Annotated in this window: 16 protein-coding genes; 11 read left to right on the top strand and 5 right to left on the bottom strand. The window is 68.5% G+C overall.

Going from position 1 to position 18426, the window contains the following annotated elements; genetic code table 11:
• Positions 1-8: 8 nt before the first annotated feature.
• From pspAA to ACNPQM_RS24790, 4 genes are all read left to right on the top strand, one after another.
• Positions 9-287, top strand: coding sequence for a PspA-associated protein PspAA (gene pspAA, locus ACNPQM_RS24805; protein WP_418085777.1), 279 nt, complete (start codon positions 9-11; stop codon positions 285-287).
• 150 nt (positions 288-437) lie between these two features.
• Positions 438-1700: a sensor histidine kinase gene (locus tag ACNPQM_RS24800; protein WP_418085776.1), complete on the top strand. Its 1263-nt coding sequence runs from the start codon at positions 438-440 to the stop codon at positions 1698-1700.
• Positions 1697-2395 (top strand): response regulator transcription factor, encoded by a 699-nt coding sequence (locus ACNPQM_RS24795; protein ID WP_358858426.1) that lies wholly within the window; start codon positions 1697-1699, stop codon positions 2393-2395. Before ACNPQM_RS24800 ends, ACNPQM_RS24795 begins: the two co-directional genes overlap by 4 nt.
• A 163-nt stretch (positions 2396-2558) precedes the next feature.
• Positions 2559-5714 (top strand): efflux RND transporter permease subunit, encoded by a 3156-nt coding sequence (locus ACNPQM_RS24790; RefSeq protein ID WP_418085775.1) that lies wholly within the window; start codon positions 2559-2561, stop codon positions 5712-5714.
• A 133-nt stretch (positions 5715-5847) separates the two neighbouring features.
• On the opposite strand, the gene nadA is transcribed toward ACNPQM_RS24790, so the two are convergent.
• On the bottom strand, positions 5848-7044 hold the full coding sequence (nadA, locus tag ACNPQM_RS24785; RefSeq protein ID WP_358858424.1) for a quinolinate synthase NadA: 1197 nt from the start codon (positions 7042-7044) through the stop codon (positions 5848-5850).
• A gap of 304 nt (positions 7045-7348) precedes the next feature.
• Here nadA and erpA point away from each other — a divergent pair, with 304 nt between their 5' ends.
• Positions 7349-7705 (top strand): iron-sulfur cluster insertion protein ErpA, encoded by a 357-nt coding sequence (erpA, locus tag ACNPQM_RS24780; protein WP_189540679.1) that lies wholly within the window; start codon positions 7349-7351, stop codon positions 7703-7705.
• A 166-nt stretch (positions 7706-7871) separates the two neighbouring features.
• Here the strand turns inward: erpA and ACNPQM_RS24775 are convergent, their stop codons facing one another.
• Positions 7872-9320 (bottom strand): hypothetical protein, encoded by a 1449-nt coding sequence (locus tag ACNPQM_RS24775; protein ID WP_418085774.1) that lies wholly within the window; start codon positions 9318-9320, stop codon positions 7872-7874.
• A 139-nt stretch (positions 9321-9459) separates the two neighbouring features.
• Positions 9460-9657, bottom strand: a complete 198-nt coding sequence (locus tag ACNPQM_RS24770) for a hypothetical protein (RefSeq protein WP_358861733.1) — start codon at positions 9655-9657, stop codon at positions 9460-9462.
• 158 nt (positions 9658-9815) lie between these two features.
• Between ACNPQM_RS24770 and ACNPQM_RS24765 the strand changes: the two genes are divergently transcribed.
• Positions 9816-10790: a carbohydrate kinase family protein gene (locus tag ACNPQM_RS24765; protein ID WP_418085773.1), complete on the top strand. Its 975-nt coding sequence runs from the start codon at positions 9816-9818 to the stop codon at positions 10788-10790.
• A gap of 10 nt (positions 10791-10800) precedes the next feature.
• On the opposite strand, the gene ACNPQM_RS24760 is transcribed toward ACNPQM_RS24765, so the two are convergent.
• Entirely contained in the window at positions 10801-12183 is a 1383-nt protein-coding gene (locus ACNPQM_RS24760; RefSeq protein ID WP_418085772.1) for a cysteine desulfurase/sulfurtransferase TusA family protein, read from the bottom strand.
• 464 nt (positions 12184-12647) lie between these two features.
• Here ACNPQM_RS24760 and coxB point away from each other — a divergent pair, with 464 nt between their 5' ends.
• The 4 genes from coxB to ACNPQM_RS24740 all read left to right on the top strand — a co-directional run bounded on the left by coxB (position 12648) and on the right by ACNPQM_RS24740 (position 17122).
• Complete coding sequence (gene coxB, locus ACNPQM_RS24755; protein WP_358861730.1) at positions 12648-13610, top strand: cytochrome c oxidase subunit II; 963 nt, start codon at positions 12648-12650, stop codon at positions 13608-13610.
• Positions 13607-15343: a cytochrome c oxidase subunit I gene (gene ctaD / locus ACNPQM_RS24750; RefSeq protein ID WP_358861729.1), complete on the top strand. Its 1737-nt coding sequence runs from the start codon at positions 13607-13609 to the stop codon at positions 15341-15343. Before coxB ends, ctaD begins: the two co-directional genes overlap by 4 nt.
• Positions 15340-15738 carry a cytochrome c oxidase subunit 4 gene (locus tag ACNPQM_RS24745; protein WP_358861728.1) on the top strand — a complete coding sequence of 133 codons (399 nt, stop codon included), beginning with the start codon at positions 15340-15342 and terminating at the stop codon, positions 15736-15738. Before ctaD ends, ACNPQM_RS24745 begins: the two co-directional genes overlap by 4 nt.
• 127 nt (positions 15739-15865) lie before the next feature.
• Positions 15866-17122, top strand: a complete 1257-nt coding sequence (locus ACNPQM_RS24740; RefSeq protein WP_418085771.1) for an Ig-like domain-containing protein — start codon at positions 15866-15868, stop codon at positions 17120-17122.
• Positions 17123-17197: 75 nt separating this feature from the next.
• On the opposite strand, the gene ACNPQM_RS24735 is transcribed toward ACNPQM_RS24740, so the two are convergent.
• Complete coding sequence (locus ACNPQM_RS24735; RefSeq protein ID WP_418085770.1) at positions 17198-17599, bottom strand: hypothetical protein; 402 nt, start codon at positions 17597-17599, stop codon at positions 17198-17200.
• A 187-nt stretch (positions 17600-17786) separates the two neighbouring features.
• Between ACNPQM_RS24735 and ACNPQM_RS24730 the strand changes: the two genes are divergently transcribed.
• A complete protein-coding gene (locus tag ACNPQM_RS24730; RefSeq protein ID WP_266986533.1) occupies positions 17787-18407 on the top strand; it encodes a cytochrome c oxidase subunit 3 in 621 nt (206 codons plus the stop codon).
• The last annotated feature ends 19 nt before the right edge of the window (positions 18408-18426 follow it).

Raw genomic sequence — 18426 nt, 5'->3', positions numbered from 1 at the left:
CGGACGTCATGATCGTTCGGATCATGGGGGAGGGCCAGGTAGCCCTGGCCGACAGCCACTTCGCTGAGCTCAACAAGCTCGACGACGAGCTGCTCGCCGAGATGGAGAGCAGCGACGGCCCCGGCTTCCGCGCCACGCTCCAGGCGCTCCTCGCCAGGGTGCGTGAGCTCGGCACACCTCTGCCGGACGACTCCCTGGAGCCGTCCGAACTGATCCTGCCGTCTCCCGACGCCACCCTCGAAGAGGTGCGCGCCATGCTCCGCGACGGCGGCCTGATCCCCGGCTGACGCCGGTTGCTCCAGCACCCGCACGCACTGTGCCCCGTGTCCGGTCCGCCGGCCGCGGGGCACGGTTCTGCCGGGACTTCTGCGTTCTGCGTGCGGCCCAGGCCGCGGGCGGACCTTATGTGTGCGCGACACGCCGTACCGTAGCTTGACGTGACCACCCTCGGAACCGGGTTGCTGCGCGTCCGGCGCTGGCTGCGCGACCATCCCCTCGCGTTCGACGGGGCGCTCGCCGTGGCCGTACTCGCTGCGATGATCGCCGGATCGTTCACCGACCCGAACGCGCCGAACGGGCCCAGCTTCGGCACCCGCACGCCCGGGGCGGGCAGCGTGGTCCTGATGGTGCTCGCCGCCGCTGTGCTCGCCCTGCGGCGTCGCAACCCGATGGCGGTGCTGGCCGCGACCGGTGGGCTGTCCATCGTCGAGTTCGTGCTGGTGGACCCGCCCGCCCCGGTGGTCATGAGCGCGGTCGTCGCGCTCTGCACGGTCGCCGCGTCCACCGATCGGCCCACCACCTGGCGGGTCGGCCTGCTGACCATGGCCGTGCTGACGGCGTCCGCGATGGTCTTCGGAACGTCCCCCTGGTACAGCCAGCAGAACCTCGGGGTCTTCGCCTGGACCGGCATGGCCGGCGCCGCCGGGGACGCCGTACGCTCCCGGCGGGCGTTCGTCGACGCGATCAGGGAACGCGCCGAACGGGCCGAACGCACCCGCGAGGAGGAGGCCCGGCGACGGGTCGCCGAGGAACGGCTGCGGATCGCCCGCGATCTCCACGATGTCGTCGCCCACCACATCGCCCTGGTCAATGTGCAGGCCGGGGTCGCCGCCCACGTCATGGACAAGCGCCCCGACCAGGCAAAGGAGGCGCTCGCCCACGTCCGGGAGGCCAGCCGCTCGGCACTGAGCGAACTCCGCGCCACGGTCGGGCTGCTGCGCCAGTCCGGAGATCCGGAGGCGCCGACCGAACCGGCACCCGGTCTCGCGGTCCTCGACGAACTCGTGGAGACGGTCCGGCGCGCCGGGCTCCCGGTCCAGGTGGCCTGCGTCGACCGCAGGCCCCCGCTGCCCGCGGCCGTCGACCTGGCCGCGTACCGGGTGATCCAGGAAGCGCTGACCAATGTGCGCAAGCACGCGGGCCCCGGGGCGAAGGCAGAGGTCAGTGTCGTACGGGTCGGGGCGACGGCCGAGGTCACGGTCCTCGACAACGGCACGGGCAGCCCCGAGGGCGCCGGAGCCGACGGCGGCGGCCACGGTCTGCTCGGTATGCGCGAGCGTGTCACCGCCCTGGGGGGCATCCTCACGGCCGGACCCCGCTACGGCGGCGGATTCCGGGTTCATGCGATCCTGCCGGTCCAGGCCCGCACGGGAGCGCCGGGGATGCCGGGCACGGCGGGCCGGACGGGGGAAGGCGCATGACACCATCACCCATCAGGGTCCTGCTCGTCGACGACCAGGCGCTGCTGCGCAGCGCGTTCCGGGTGCTGGTCGACTCGGAGCCCGGCATGCAGGTCGTCGGCGAGGCGGCCGACGGCGCGGAGGCCGTGGCGCTGACCCGCTCGGCGCGCCCCGATGTGGTGTTGATGGACATTCGGATGCCCGGTACGGACGGACTGGCCGCGACCCGGATGATCAGCGCCGACGCGGAGCTGGCGGACGTACGGGTCGTCATGCTCACCACCTTCGAGGTGGACGAATATGTGGTGCAGTCGCTGAGGGCCGGTGCCTCAGGCTTCCTCGGCAAGGGCGCAGAGCCGGACGAACTGCTCAATGCCATCCGTATCGCCGCGGGTGGCGAGGCGCTCCTCTCGCCGGCCGCCACCAAGGGACTGATCGCCACCTTCCTTGCGCAGGGTGGCAGTTCCGGCGGTGAGGGGCCGAGCGCCGCGGAGTACTCCGAGCGGCTCAACGCACTCACCGGCCGCGAACGAGAGGTGCTGGTCCTCGTCGCGGGCGGGCACTCCAATGACGAGATCGCCGAGCGTCTCACCGTCAGCCCACTCACCGTCAAGACCCATGTGAACCGGGCCATGGCGAAACTGGGCGCCCGCGACCGGGCCCAATTGGTGGTATTTGCTTACGAATCGGGCCTGGTGCGCCCACGGGTGGAATGAAGTAGGGAAGGGGAGTACTCCACCTGCGGTATGCGCCACATAAGAAAGTGACCCTGGGGTCGATGATTCTGCCCCTGTGGATGAGCGATGGTGTAGCTGGGCCGGTTCTGTCCCCGAGTCACCTGCCCACCTGCCGCGTAAGCCACAGAAGAGAGACCCACCCATGTCCTGGCTGTCCAGATTCAGCCTCGCGCAAAGGGCCCTGATCGGGCTGATCTCGATCGTCGCGCTCGTCTTCGGAGCGATCGCGATCCCGCAGCTCAAGCAGCAGTTGCTGCCCACCATCGAACTCCCGATGGTCTCGGTGCTCGCCCCCTACCAGGGTGCGTCCCCCGATGTGGTCGAGAAGCAGGTCGTCGAACCGCTCGAGAAGTCCATCAAGGCCGTCGACGGCGTCACCGGCGTCACCTCGACCGCCAGCGAGGGCAACGCCGTCATCATGGCGACCTTCGACTTCGGCGGCGAAGGCACCAAGCAGCTGGTCGCCGACATCCAGCAGGCGGTCAACCGCGCCCGCGTCCAGCTGCCCGACGAAGTCGACCCGCAGGTCATCGCCGGTTCGACGGACGACATCCCGACCGTCGTCCTCGCCGTCACCTCCGACAAGGACCAGCAGGCGCTCGCCGACCAGCTGGACCGCACCGTCGTCCCCGCTCTGGAGGACATCGACGGTGTCGGCCAGGTCACCGTCGACGGTGTCCAGGACCTCCAGGTCTCCATCACCCCCGACGACAAGGAGCTCGCGGCCGCCGGTCTGAACGCCGGATCCCTTGCCCAGGCCCTTCAGGCGGGCGGCGCCACGGTCCCGGCCGGATCGTTCTCGGAACAGGGCAAGAGCCGCACCGTGCAGGTCGGCGGGGCCTTCACCTCTCTGAAGCAGATCGAGGACCTGCGGGTCGCCGGTCAGGACCCGGCCACCGGCAAGTCCGGCAAGCCGGTCCGCCTCGGTGACATCGCCACGGTGAAGCAGGAGCCGTCCACCGCGGTCTCCATCACCCGTACCAACGGCAAGCCGAGCCTCGCGGTGATGGCCACGATGGACAAGGACGGCAGCGCCGTCGCCATCTCAAACGCCGTCAAGGACAAGCTCCCGGACCTCCGCAAGGACCTCGGCGCCGGCGCCGAACTGACCGTCGTCTCCGACCAGGGCCCCGCCGTCTCCAAGGCGATCTCCGGTCTGACCACCGAGGGCGCGCTCGGCCTGCTCTTCGCGGTCATCGTGATCCTGGTCTTCCTCGCGTCGCTCCGCTCGACGCTGGTCACCGCGGTCTCCATCCCGCTCTCCGTGGTTCTCGCGCTGATCGTGCTCTGGACCCGCGATCTGTCGCTCAACATGCTCACGCTCGGCGCGCTGACCATCGCGATCGGCCGTGTCGTCGACGACTCGATCGTGGTCCTGGAGAACATCAAGCGTCACCTCGGCTACGGCGAGGAGCGGCAGTCCGCGATCATCACCGCGGTCAAGGAGGTGGCCGGCGCGGTCACGTCCTCGACCCTCACCACGGTCGCGGTCTTCCTCCCGATCGGTCTGGTCGGTGGCATGGTAGGCGAGCTGTTCGGCTCGTTCTCCCTGACCGTCACCGCGGCCCTGCTCGCCTCCCTGCTGGTCTCGCTGACCGTGGTCCCCGTCCTGTCCTACTGGTTCCTGCGCGCCCCCGAGGGCAGCACGGAGAACCCGGACGAGGCCCGTCGCAAGGCCGAGGAGAAGGAAGCCCGCAGCAGGCTCCAGCGGCTGTACGTCCCGGTGCTGCGCTTCGCGACCCGGCGCCGCATCACCAGCATCGCCATCGCCGTCGCCGTGTTCGTCGGCACCTTCGGCATGGCGCCGCTGCTCAAGACCAACTTCTTCGACCAGGGCGAGCAGGAAGTCCTCTCCATCAAGCAGGAGCTGGCCCCGGGCACCAGCCTGGCGGCCGCCGACGAGGCGGCCAAGAAGGTCGAGAAGCTCCTCGACGAGGACAAGGGCGTCAAGGACTACCAGGTCACCGTCGGCTCCTCCGGCTTCATGGCGGCCTTCGGCGGCGGTACGGGCGCCAACCAGGCCTCCTACCAGGTCACCCTGAAGGACTCGGCCGACTTCGACGCCACCCAGAAACGGATCGACGAGGGCCTCGGCAAGCTCGACGGCATCGGTGACACCACCATCGCCGCGGGCGACGGTTTCGGCAGCCAGGACCTCAGCGTCGTGGTCAAGTCCGCGGACGCCGCGACCCTGAAGAAGGCCTCCGAGGAGGTGCGGGCGAAGGTTGCCGAGCTCAAGGACGTCACCGATGTCCAGAGCGACCTGGCGCAGAGCATTCCGCGCATCTCGGTCACGGCCAACTCCAAGGCCGCTGCCGCCGGATTCAACCAGTCCACCCTCGGCGCGGCCGTCGCCGGAGCGGTGCGCGGCACCCCGGCCGGCAAGGCGATCATGGGCGACACCGAGCGTGATGTCGTCATCAAGTCCGCCCACCCGGCCACCACGATGGAGGAGTTGAAGAAGCTTTCCCTCGGCCCGGTCGAGCTCGGCCGGATCGCCGATGTGAAGCTGGTCCCCGGACCGGTCTCCATGACGAGGATCGACGGCCAGCGCGCCGCCACGATCACCGCCAGGCCCACCGGTGACAACACCGGCGCGGTGAGCGCCTCGCTCCAGTCGAAGATCAATTCCCTGGACCTGCCGGACGGCGCCACCGCAACCATCGGCGGGGTCTCCCAGGACCAGAGCGACGCGTTCATGAAGCTCGGCCTGGCCATGCTCGCGGCCATCGCGATCGTCTTCATGCTGCTGGTTGCGACCTTCCGGTCCCTGGTCCAGCCGCTGATCCTGTTGGTCTCCATTCCGTTCGCGGCGACCGGCGCCATCGGCCTCCTCGTCGTCACCGGCACCCCGATGGGCGTCGCGGCGATGATCGGCATGCTGATGCTGATCGGCATCGTGGTGACCAACGCGATCGTGCTGATCGACCTGATCAACCAGTACCGGGCGCAGGGCCTGGGCGTCGTGGAAGCAGTCATCGAGGGCGGCCGCCACCGCCTCCGCCCGATTCTGATGACAGCACTCGCGACGATCTTCGCCCTGCTCCCGATGGCGCTCGGCGTCACCGGCGAGGGCGGCTTCATCTCGCAGCCCCTCGCGGTCGTGGTGATCGGCGGCCTGGTCACGTCGACGCTGCTGACGCTGCTGCTGGTGCCGACGCTCTACGCGATGGTGGAGCTCCGCAAGGAGCGGCGCGCGACGAAGAAGGCCATCAAGCGCGCGAAGAAGGCGGGCGTTCCGGGCCCGGCCCCGTTGGAGGAGACCACCTCCGAGGAGCCGGAGCCTGCGAAGGCCTGACGCCCGGCACACATGAAGACCCCGGCACCGGTGAACGGTGCCGGGGTCTTCATGTGCCCGTCCCAGGGCGTGTTTCGAAAGTAGCGTCGTACGCCCGTAGGGCGGGCGGGACTTTCGAAACACGCCCCAGCGCCTACGGGAGCGCCAGCATCCGCTCCAGCGCCAGCTTCGCGTACTTCTCCGTCTCGGGGTCGACCTCGATCCGGTTGATCAGGTTCCCCTCGGCCAGCGACTCCAGCGCCCACACCAGGTGCGGCAGATCGATCCGGTTCATCGTCGAACAGAAGCAGACCGTCTTGTCGAGGAAGACGACCTCCTTGTCCTCCGCGGCGAACCGGTTGGCCAGGCGGCGCACCAGGTTCAGCTCGGTGCCGATCGCCCACTTCGAGCCGGCCGGAGCCGCCTCCAGGGCCTTGATGATGTATTCCGTCGAGCCGACGTAGTCCGCCGCGGCCACGACCTCGTGCTTGCACTCGGGGTGCACCAGCACATTGACGCCCGGGATGCGCTCGCGCACATCGTTGACGGAGTCCACCGAGAAGCGCCCGTGCACCGAGCAGTGCCCGCGCCACAGGATCATCTTCGCGTTCCGCAACTCCTCGGCGGTGAGGCCGCCGTTCGGCTTGTGCGGGTTGTAGAGGACGCAGTCCTCCAGCGTCATCCCCAGGTCGCGGACCGCGGTGTTCCGGCCCAGGTGCTGGTCGGGGAGGAAGAGGACCTTCTCGCCCTGCTCGAAGGCCCACTCCAGGGCGCGCTTCGCATTGGACGAGGTGCAGATCGTGCCGCCGTGCCTGCCGGTGAAGGCCTTGATGTCGGCGGAGGAGTTCATGTACGAGACGGGTACGACCTGCTCGGCGACCCCGGCCTCGGTCAGTACGTCCCAGCATTCGGCGACCTGCTCGGCGGTGGCCATGTCGGCCATCGAGCAGCCCGCGGCCAGGTCCGGCAGCACGACCTTCTGGTCGTCGGTGGTCAGGATGTCCGCGGACTCCGCCATGAAATGCACACCGCAGAAGACGATGTACTCGGCTTCCGGCCGGGCGGCCGCGTCACGGGCGAGCTTGAACGAGTCGCCGGTGACGTCCGCGAACTGGATGACCTCGTCGCGCTGGTAGTGGTGGCCGAGAACGAAGACCTTGTCCCCGAGCTTCGCCTTGGCCGCGCGGGCGCGCTCCACCAGGTCCGGGTCGGACGGGGAGGGCAGATCGCCGGGGCACTCGACCCCGCGCTCACTCTTCGGGTCGGCCTCGCGGCCGAGCAGCAACAGGGCGAGGGGCGTCGGCTGGACATCGAGGTCCTGGACGGGGTGGGCCGTGGTCACGTCACGCACCCTTTCTTCTTTGCAGATAAGCCTTTTCGTCTAATTGACGTTATCTATCATATCCGGTTCACGTCACTTTGACGATGCCGATAGCGTCCATGTGACGAATTCGCCCTGGAGGTGGCCGGAGGCCGTCCCGGGGTCGCGAGAGGTCCTCTTGCCCCGCCCGGCACTCCTTCGCCCCGCCCGGCACCTCTTCCCGGAGGGGTGTGCGAGCATGAAAGGAACAGGCAAGCGCTCGGCCCGGAATGAATCCGCGGTCCCGACGGTTGCAACGTCGGCAAGCAGTCCGCACAACCCGGGAGAGAAGCAGATGTCCGTATCGGACGAGACCACCACCGTGAGCGACGGCATCCTCCTGTCCGACGCCGCCGCAGCCAAGGTCAAGAGCCTGCTGGAGCAGGAAGGCCGTGACGACCTGGCGCTGCGCGTCGCCGTCCAGCCCGGCGGCTGCTCGGGCCTGCGCTACCAGCTCTTCTTCGACGAGCGTTCGCTCGACGGCGATGTCGTGAAGGACTTCGACGGCGTCAAGGTCGTCACCGACCGGATGAGCGCTCCGTACCTGGGTGGTGCCTCGATCGACTTCGTCGACACCATCGAGAAGCAGGGCTTCACGATCGACAACCCGAACGCCACGGGCTCCTGCGCCTGCGGTGACTCCTTCAGCTAAGTCGCGAAGGCGGTATCGGGCAGCAATGCCTGACGAAGGCGGTGGCCCCCGGACTCCGGGGGCCACCGCCTTCGGTCGTGCCGGGCACCGATCAGCCGGTGCGACGGGGCAAAGCCTGCCGGGAGAGGCGCCAGAGGGTGTCCGACCCTGATCCGCCGGACACTCCCTAGCCGCGCGGCACGGTGCCGCCCGCTGCGTCGAGCACCTTCCGGTCACCCAGCGGGGCGTCCAGCGTCACCGTCCGCGTCAGCTCCTTGGCGATCATGATGCAGGCCTTCTTCGGGTCGGGGATCGACTCGGTGATCGTCACCCGTACCGCGTTCGCACTCTCGGTCGCGCCGGCCGCGTACGTACTGCACACCCCACCCCAGAACGTCACCCTCAGCGTCCGGCCGTCCGCGGTGTACGAGTTCAGCTGATGCGCGGACCGGGACGCGTCCCCCGTGCCCGAATCCGGCCCCGGGGCCTTCGAAGGCTTCGCCAGCGAGTCCGGGTCCACCGCGACCTGGGCCACCGTGTTGCCTGTCCCGCCCGCTGCCGGCCGCACCGAGAAGAGCCACGACGGTACGAGCGTCTGCTCGCCGTCCACGTACCGCATCGCAAGGCCGAAGACCGCCTTGTCGACCGTCACGGTCGTCGTCCCCCGCTCCGCTCCGGTCCGTGTCCCGCAGGTGACAGCCGACGGCTTCGGTTCGCCCTCCTCCAGAGGTACGGAGGTGGCGCACCCGCCGACGTCGCTCCGTGAAGCGGCCGGGCGGCCGGTCTCGTTCAGCTGTTTCAGCGCATCGTCCGCGCTGATCACCGGATACTCCGCACCCTTCTCCAAGCTCTTCAACTGTCCGCTGCCACCGACCACTTGACCGTCCGGACCCACCTGGATCCCGGTCGCCCAGCCGTAGGTGGGCAGCCCGCCCACCACCGGGTTCGCGTTCACCACCCTTACGGAGTCCATGAGTTGGGACGCGTCGAGGGCGGCACCGTCCTGGCCCGACGCCTTCAGCACGGGCGCGGCGGCGGCCTTGGCGGCTTTCTCACTCACCGGCGATCCCGTGCCGCCCGGCGCCGCGTCCTTGCCCCCGCACGCCGTCGTGCTCCGGCAGTTGTCCGTTCCGCCGGAGCCGAAGCGGGCGAAGGACCAGGTGCCCGGCGCCTGCTTGTCCACACGCAGGACCGGACCCGAGCCGTCCCCGTCCGACCCCACCTTCCAGGCCGCGCCCTCGGCCCGCGGAGTGCCCTCCAGGCCCAGAGCCTTCGCCAGCCGGGTCACCTCCGCCGCGGAGACGGTGCCCCTCGCGCGGTGGACGGCGGCCTTGGCCGGGCCGTCGGGCAGCCTGCCGGAGGCGCGGTAGATCACGCCGCCGCCGCTGGGGTCGGGCTCACCCGGGGCGATACCCTCCGGGGGTGCCGTCGGGCTCGACGCGCCCTCGTCGAGCGCGAGCAGGGGAGGTGTGCGGTCACTGCTGGCCGCCCGGCTGCCGCTGCCGCCTTCCGCGGCAGCCCAGTACGCACTGCCGCCCCCGGCGAGCAGCACCGCTGCTGCCACCGAGGCCACAGCCAGCGGCGACCGCCGCCGCCGGGGGGCAGTCACGTCGTTGTCGGGTCGCTCGGTGTTCACCGGATCGCTCCTTCGACTGCGTTGCCGTCACCATGACCGTCGCACGGCCATCGCCTGTCCCGCGAGTGCGGACAGGGGTGGGACGGAGCAGGGAGGCACCCGGTTCCCCGAGGGCACGGGAAGCGAGCGGTTGCGGCCGTCAGTCGCCGTACTCGGACATCGCGTCGATCAGCCGTGCGGACGCGTCCGGAACGGTGACACCATGAATCATGGACGGCGCGACAGGGGTGGGGGCGGCCTTGGCGGGTACGACCCAGTGCGGAGCCATCCGTGCGCAGTCACCGCGCAGCTCGGCCAGGCTGATCTCGGACTCACGCGGGGCGATGTTGTTCGGCATGTCCGCACCGTAGGCACCACAGACCCGAGGGCAAAAGGCCTACTATCGGGTAGTTTTTCCCCGTTCAGGGCGAGTGTGCGAACGGGTAGCGTGAACTGTCACGCCGTCCCGGGAACGCGGACACCCGTTCCCCTGACCCACGCAGGAGCAGTCTTCCCGTGCGCATCGCAGTCACTGGCTCCATTGCCACCGATCACCTCATGACCTTCCCGGGCCGTTTCGCCGACCAGCTGGTCGCCGATCAGCTGCACACGGTCTCGCTCTCCTTCCTGGTCGACAACCTCGATGTGCGCCGGGGCGGTGTCGCCGCCAACATCTGCTTCGGCATGGGCCTGCTCGGTACCGGTCCGATCCTGGTCGGCGCCGCGGGCTCCGACTTCGACGAGTACCGTGCCTGGCTCGACCGGCACGGCGTCGACACCGGCTCGGTGCGGATCTCCGAGGTCCTGCACACCGCGCGTTTCGTCTGCACGACGGACGCCGACCACAACCAGATCGGCTCCTTCTACACGGGTGCGATGAGCGAGGCCCGGCTGATCGAGCTGAAGGCCGTCGCCGACCGCGTCGGCGGTCTCGACCTCGTCTCGATCGGCGCCGACGACCCGGAGGCGATGCTCAGGCACACCGAGGAGTGCCGATCCCGGGGCATCGCGTTCGCCGCCGACTTCTCGCAGCAGATCGCGCGGATGGACGGCGACGAGATCCGGATCCTCCTCGACGGGGCCATGTACCTCTTCTCCAACGAGTACGAGAAGGGGCTCATCGAGTCCAAGACCGGCTGGACCGACGGGGAGATCCTCGGCAAGGTCGGCTACCGCGTCACCACGCTCGGAGCCCGCGGCGTCCGGATCGAGCAGGCCGGCCAGGAGGCCATCGAGGTCGGCTGCCCGGAGGAGGAGACGAAGGCGGACCCGACCGGCGTCGGTGACGCCTTCCGCGCCGGTTTCCTCTCAGGCCTCGCCTGGGGCGTCAGCCTGGAGCGCGCCGCGCAGGTCGGCTGCATGCTTGCCACGCTGGTCATCGAGACGGTCGGCACCCAGGAGTACACCCTGCGCCGCACCCACTTCATGGACCGCTTCACCAAGGCGTACGGTCACGACGCCGCCGCAGAGGTCCGCGCCCACCTGCGCTGATCCGGGCAGGCTACGACAGCCGGCGGACCACATAGGCCGAGCCCCGGTCCGCCGGCTCCTCACCCACGTACTCCTGCTCCCGCATCTCGCACCACGCCGGGATGTCCAGCCGCGCAGCCTCGTCGTCGGAGAGCACGGTCACCGTCCCGCCCACCGGCACCTCTCCGATCACCTTTGCGAGTTCGATCACCGGGATCGGGCAACGCTTCCCCAGCGAGTCGACCACCAGGGACGCGGCCGTCGCGGGGGAGGGGGCGGGCGGGACAGGTGCGCCCAGCCTCTCCCGTACCCCTGCCACCAACCCCGGCAGCACCCGGAGGAAGCGGTCGACGTCCTCCTCCGTGGTGCCGGCAGGCAGGGACACCCGGACGTTGCCCTCCGACAGCACTCCCATCGCCTTGAGCACATGGCTCGGCGTGAGCGTGCTGCTCGTGCAGGACGAACCGGACGACACGGAAAATCCCTCACGGTCCAGTTCGTGGAGGAGTGTCTCCCCGTCGACATAGAGACAGGAGAAGGTCACCAGGTGCGGCAGCCGCCGCACCGGATCGCCGACCACCTCCACATCGGGCACGACCGAGCCCACCGTGGCCCGAATCCGGTCCACCAGCGCCCGCAGCCGTACGGACTCCGCCGCCGCCTCGGCTTGGACGGCCCGCAACGACGCCGCCGCCGCCACGACGGCCGGGATGTTCTCGAACCCGGCGGCCCGCCCCGACTCCCGTTCGTCCGCCGCGCCCTGAGGGGCGAACCGGACCCCCTTGCGTACGGCGAGCAGCCCCACCCCCGAGGGTCCGCCCCACTTGTGGGCACTGGCCGCCAGCAGCGACCAGCCGCCCGGCACCGGACCCCAGCCCAGCGACTGCGCGGCGTCCACCAGCAGCGGTACGCCCGCCGCCCGGCAGGCCTCCGCGACCTCGGCCACCGGCTGCACCGTACCGACCTCGTGGTTGGCGGACTGCAGACAGGCCAGCGCGGTGTCCTCGCGCAGGGTCTCCCCGTACGCCGCCGCGCTCACTGCCCCCGCCCGGTCCACCGGCACCTCGGCGAACGTCCCGCCCTGAGCCTCATGGGCGGCGGCCGAATGGAGCACCGACGAGTGTTCGACCGCCGAGACCACCAGATGACGGCCGACACGCCGACGCCCGGCGAGGGCTCCGGAAATTCCTGAGTGCACCGCCCGGGTTCCCGACGAGGTGAAGGTCAGCTCGTCCGGGCGGCACCCCACCGCCTCCGCGGCCGCCTCCCGGGCCGCGTCCAGCAGCAGCCGGGCACGCCGCCCCTCCCGGTAGAGGCGGGCCGGGTCGGACCAGCCCTCGTCCAGTGCGGCCAGCAGCGCCTGGCGGGCCACGGGGTGCAGGGGTGCGGAGGATGCGGCATCGAAGTAGGGCACATGTCCACGCTAGTGCCCCTGCCGGCAAGCCTTGCCCCGTCGCGTCTCCAGTACGCCCTCTCGCCGCGTTGGCCAAAAGCCCTGGTAGCTCCTTCCCTCAGCTTCCTTCGAACAGGGGAGACCCCGCCCAAGGGCGTCCGGCCGCCTTGCGGTCGCACGCACCGGACGACGCTCCTCGTAGGGCAGACATTGCCGGTCACGGAACTGACTCGCGCCCGCCGCCGCCTCCGGACGGGCCGCTCACGCAGTCAGGAGAGGGCCCGTCAGATGGCGGCCGGAGGCCCGGATTCCACCCCTTCGGGGTGTCGGGCGGCGCGTTGGGCACCCTCCCCGCGCGACCCCAAATGGCGTCCAGTAGGGTTTGGTCCGCATAAACATCCAAACCCCTGCCCGCGTCAGGGCGGCGACCGACCAGACAGACGGCCGCGCCGAACACGCGGGCGAGACTCTCGGGAAGGCGCTACGTGAGTCCCAACGGCTCCGACCGCTCGTCGCGGCGCCCGATGCGGCGGAAGCTGCCGCAGGTGCTGACTGCGGGCCTGATCCTGGCGACCGCCACCGGTTGCACATACAAGGACTTTCCCCGCCTTGGTATGCCTACGCCGGTAACGGAAGAGGCACCACGGATCCTTTCTCTCTGGCAGGGCTCGTGGGCGGCAGCGCTCGCCACGGGTGTTCTGGTCTGGGGCCTGATCCTGTGGAGTGTCATCTTCCACCGCCGCAGCCGCACCAAGGTGGAGGTTCCTCCGCAGACCCGGTACAACATGCCCATCGAGGCGCTGTACACCGTGGTCCCTCTCATCATCGTCTCGGTGTTGTTCTACTTCACCGCGCGCGATGAATCGAAGCTCCTCACGCTCTCCCCGAAGCCCGCCCACACCATCAACGTGGTCGGCTTCCAGTGGAGCTGGGGCTTCAACTACATCGAGAACGTGGACGGCTCGACCGCCACGGGCAGAAAGATCCCCAAGGAACTCGACGCCATCCCCGACCGGTTCCGGAAGGACTTCCCCGAGGGTGCGGAGGGCGTCTACGACGTCGGCATCCCGGGCACCCGGAACCCGCAGAACGGCCACCCGGGTCCGACCCTGTGGCTGCCGAAGGGCGAGAAGGTCCGCTTCGTTCTGACTTCGCGTGACGTCATCCACTCCTTCTGGGTGGTGCCGTTCCTCATGAAGCAGGACGTCATTCCGGGCCACACCAACTCCTTCGAGGTGACTCCCAACCAGGAGGGCACCTTCATGGGCAAGTGCGCCGAGCTCTGCGGCGTCGACCACTCCCGGATGCTCTTCAACGTCAAGGTCGTCTCCCCGGAGCGCTACCAGGCGCACCTCAAGGAGCTGGCCAAGAAGGGCCAGACGGGCTACGTGCCGGCCGGTATCGAGCAGACGAAGCCGGCCAGGAATGCGGAGACGAACAAACTGTGAGCATCCTCAACGAATCTCAGGGTGCCGCGGCAGCAGACGACTCGTACGAGGACGAGCTGCCGACCCGCCTGAAGCAGCCGGGAAACGTCGTCGTCAAGTGGTTGACCACCACTGACCACAAGACGATCGGCACGATGTACCTGGTCACGTCGTTCGCGTTCTTCTGCATCGGCGGACTGCTGGCGCTCTTCATGCGCGCCGAGCTGGCCCGTCCCGGCACGCAGATCATGTCGAACGAGCAGTTCAACCAGGCGTTCACGATGCACGGCACGATCATGCTGCTGATGTTCGCGACGCCGCTGTTCGCCGGGTTCGCGAACTGGATCATGCCGCTGCAGATCGGCGCGCCCGACGTGGCGTTCCCGCGGCTGAACATGTTCGCGTACTGGCTGTACCTCTTCGGCTCGATCATCGCGGTGGCCGGCTTCCTCACCCCGCAGGGTGCGGCGGACTTCGGCTGGTTCGCCTACTCCCCGCTCTCGGACGCCGTCCGTTCGCCGGGTGTCGGCGCCGACATGTGGATCATGGGTCTGGCCTTCTCCGGCTTCGGCACGATCCTCGGTTCGGTCAACTTCATCACCACGATCGTCTGCATGCGCGCACCCGGCATGACGATGTTCCGGATGCCGATCTTCGTGTGGAACGTCCTGCTGACCGGTGTGCTGGTCCTGCTGGCCTTCCCGGTGCTCGCCGCCGCGCTCTTCGCGCTGGAGGCGGACCGCAAGTTCGGTGCACATGTGTTCGACGCGGCCAATGGCGGCGCGCTGCTCTGGCAACACCTCTTCTGGTTCTTCGGCCATCCAGAGGTGTACATCATCGCCTTGCCATTCTTCGGAATCATCTCCGAAGTGATTCCGGTGTTCAGCCGGAAGCCGATGTTCGGCTACATCGGCCTGGTCAGCGCCACGATCGCCATTGCGGGCCTGTCCGTGACCGTGTGGGCGCACCACATGTACGTCACCGGCGGTGTGCTGTTGCCGTTCTTCTCGTTCATGACGTTCCTCATCGCGGTACCGACCGGTGTGAAGTTCTTCAACTGGATCGGCACGATGTGGAAGGGATCGCTGTCCTTCGAGACACCGATGCTCTGGGCCGTCGGCTTCCTGGTCACCTTCACCTTCGGTGGTCTGACCGGCGTCATCCTGGCCTCGCCGCCGATGGACTTCCACGTCTCGGACTCGTACTTCGTCGTCGCGCACTTCCACTACGTCATCTTCGGCACCGTGGTCTTCGCGATGTTCTCCGGATTCCACTTCTGGTGGCCGAAGTTCACCGGCAAGATGCTGGACGAGCGGCTCGGCAAGATCACGTTCTGGACGCTGTTCGTGGGCTTCCACGGCACGTTCCTGGTGCAGCACTGGCTCGGCGCGGAGGGTATGCCGCGTCGTTACGCGGACTACCTCGCCGCCGACGGCTTCACCCTGCTGAACACGATCTCGACGATCTCCTCGTTCCTCCTCGGACTGTCGATGCTGCCGTTCTTCTACAACGTGTGGAAGACCGCCAAGTACGGCAAGAAGATCGAGGTCGACGACCCGTGGGGCTACGGACGTTCGCTGGAGTGGGCAACCTCCTGCCCGCCGCCGCGGCACAACTTCCTCACCCTGCCGCGGATCCGTTCCGAATCCCCGGCGTTCGACCTGCACCACCCGGAGATCTCGGCGCTCGAACAGCTGGAGCACCACTTCGAGGCTGACAAGGCCCTCGCTGGTGGCAAGGAGGCCGGCAAGTGAAGATCCAGGGCAAGATGTTCCTCTGGCTGAGCGTCTTCATGCTCGCCATGGCAATCACCTATGGCGTGTGGTCGAAGGAGCCGGCCGGTACCACCGCGCTCGTCCTGGGCTTCGGTCTGAGCGTCATGATCGGCTTCTACCTGGCCTTCACGGCGCAGCGCGTCGATGCGATGGCTCAGGACAACAAGGAAGCCGATGTCGCGGACGAGGCCGGCGAGGTGGGGTTCTTCTCCCCGCACAGCTGGCAGCCGCTGTCACTGGCCATCGGTGGCTCCCTGGCCTTCCTGGGAATCATCTTCGGATGGTGGCTGCTCTACTTCTCGGCCCCGGTCATCATGATCGGTCTGTTCGGCTGGGTCTTCGAGTACTACCGCGGTGAGAACCGCACCCAGTGACACCGCTCCACCGGTGACACCGCTCCACCTGACGGGGGGCCCGCACTTCTCCTCCACGAGAAGTGCGGGCCCCCCGTTTGCAGTCACCCGACGCGCTGAAACTGATGAATCTTCTTAGCGTGGGTTCATGAACCTCACGCCGCGTTTCCGGCCCGTAGCGAGCTGCACACTGCTGGTCGTGACCCTGGTTGCAGGGGCGACCGCCTGTGGTGGGCCCGATGGTCATCCGCTGTCTGCGCAGCCGTACGACGCGGCGGACGAGATCTCCTTCAACACCCCGGAGGGCGGCAAGAAGGCGGATCCCGACAGGCCACTCGAAGTCACCGTCAAGGGTGACGACGGCCGCATCACGGACGTGACGGCCGTGGACGAGGCCGGACACCATCTCGCGGGTGAGCTCGCCGCCGACGGGAGTCGCTGGCACTCCACCGCCCCGCTTGCCGCGGGCACCCGATACACCGTCAAGGTCAGTGTCGAGGACGGCGACGGCGCCCCGGGCGCCCGTACGCTCGCTTTCGAGACGGCCCGGGCGAAGAAGTTCCTGAAGGTCGTCTTCGGCCCGCAGGCAGGCACCTACGGCGTCGGACAGCCCATTACGGCGGCGCTCAGCGCTCCGGTCAGGGACAAGGCCGCCAGGGCCACCGTGGAACGCTCCCTGAAGGTCCGGTCCACGCCCTCCGTGCTGGGTTCCTGGTACTGGGTCGACGACAAGACCCTGCACTACCGCCCGCAGGAGTACTGGCCCGCCAGGGCCACCATCGAGGCCACCAGCACCTTGGCGGGCATCAAGGTCAGCAAGACGCTGTACGGGGCTCCCGCGAAGGCGCTGAAGATCACTACCGGCGACCGCATAGAGGCCATCACCGACGCCTCGGCGCACTCCATGACGGTCAAGCGCAACGGACGAGTGATCAAGACCATTCCGGTGACCACCGGCAGGCCCGGCTTCGCCACCCGCAACGGCATCAAGGTCGTGCTGAGCAAGGAGTACTCCGTACGCATGCGCGGGGAGACGATCGGCATTGCGGCAGGCTCGTCCGACTCGTACGACCTGCAGGTCTACTACGCGACCCGGGTCACCTGGAGCGGCGAATACGTGCACGCGGCCCCCTGGTCCGTCGGCTCACAGGGGCTCGCGAACGTCAGCCACGGCTGCACGGGCATGAGCACCAGCGAGGCCGCGTGGTTCTTCAACACCGTGCGCGAGGGAGACATCGTCAAGGTCGTCGGCAGCCAGGGCGCGACGATGACACCGTTCGACAACGGCTACGGCGACTGGAACCTGTCCTGGGCCAACTGGCAGAAGGGCAGCGCCCTGCAGAACAACACCACGCCGGACCGCTCGGACACGATCCAGGCGGCGCGCCTGCGCCCCGAGGTCTGACCGGCCAGGGGAGTGCGCCGCCCCTCGGTGGGACATGGAGAGCCCCGGGTGCCGCCGAGGCGGCACCCGGGCCGGTCAGGCGTCTGCGCAGAGCCTGTTGCGCAGCAGAGCGGCCAGAGCGTCCGCGAACTCGACCGGTTCGACCGGAAGGGTCACCGCGGCGTCCGCGCGGCTCCAGGTGGCCAGCCAGGCGTCCTGAGGGCGCCCGATCAGCAGGAGCACCGGCGGACAGTGGAAGACCTCGTCCTTGATCTGCCGGCAGACGCCCATGCCGCCCGCCGGGGCCGTCTCGCCGTCCAGCACGCACACATCGATGCCACCGCTCTCCAGAGCGCTCAGGACTGCGGGCAGGGTGGCGCACTCCACGAACTCCAGCGGTGGCACGTCCGCCGCAGGCCTGCGACCGGCGGCCAGCCTCACCTGCTCACGGGTGTTGGCGTCGTCGCTGTAGACCAGGACCGTGGCGGTCGGCTGCATTGTTCCTCCGTGACATCTGTGTCTTCGGGGCTCTCGGGGCATGAACCGATGGGCGGATCGTACTCCGGCGGACAGCCTGTCAGCACCGGTAATGACGCGGATTCGATGGGCCGTTCGGGGAGGACACACCCTGCTGACACACCGAACGGCACCCCCCGGAGTGAGGGCGGGATAAGCGACCGACATAATGTCGGTCGTGGCGACAGCAACGACAGTAGAAACCGGGCACGCGCACCCGTCGGTCAATCGACCGAACCTCACCAGCGTCGGAACCATCATCTGGTTGAGTTCCGAGCTGATGTTCTTCGCGGCCCTCTTCGCGATGTACTTCACCCTGCGATCGGTGATGGGTCCCGACCACTGGAAGGAAATGGCTTCGGCCCTGAACTTCCCGTTCTCGGCGACGAACACCACGATCCTGGTGCTCTCCTCCCTCACCTGCCAGCTCGGCGTCTTTGCCGCGGAGCGGGGCGATGTGAAGAAGCTCCGTGCCTGGTTCGTGATCACTTTCGTGATGGGTGCGATCTTCATCGGAGGCCAGGTCCTGGAGTACACCGAGCTGGTGAAGAAGGACGGCCTCTCGCTGTCCTCCGACCCGTACGGCTCGGTGTTCTACCTGACCACCGGCTTCCACGGTCTGCATGTGACAGGCGGTCTCATCGCCTTCCTGCTCGTTCTGGGCAGGACATACGCAGCCAAGAGGTTCACCCACGAACAGGCGACCGCTGCCATCGTCGTGTCCTATTACTGGCACTTCGTCGATGTCGTGTGGATCGGCCTCTTCGCCACGATCTACATGATCAAGTAACCGGGCTCGAGCCCGAACC

Source organism: Streptomyces sp. NPDC056231 (genome assembly GCF_048270745.1).
Taxonomy (GTDB): Bacteria; Actinomycetota; Actinomycetes; order Streptomycetales; family Streptomycetaceae; genus Streptomyces.
This window is presented reverse-complemented; position numbering and strand designations above follow the sequence as displayed.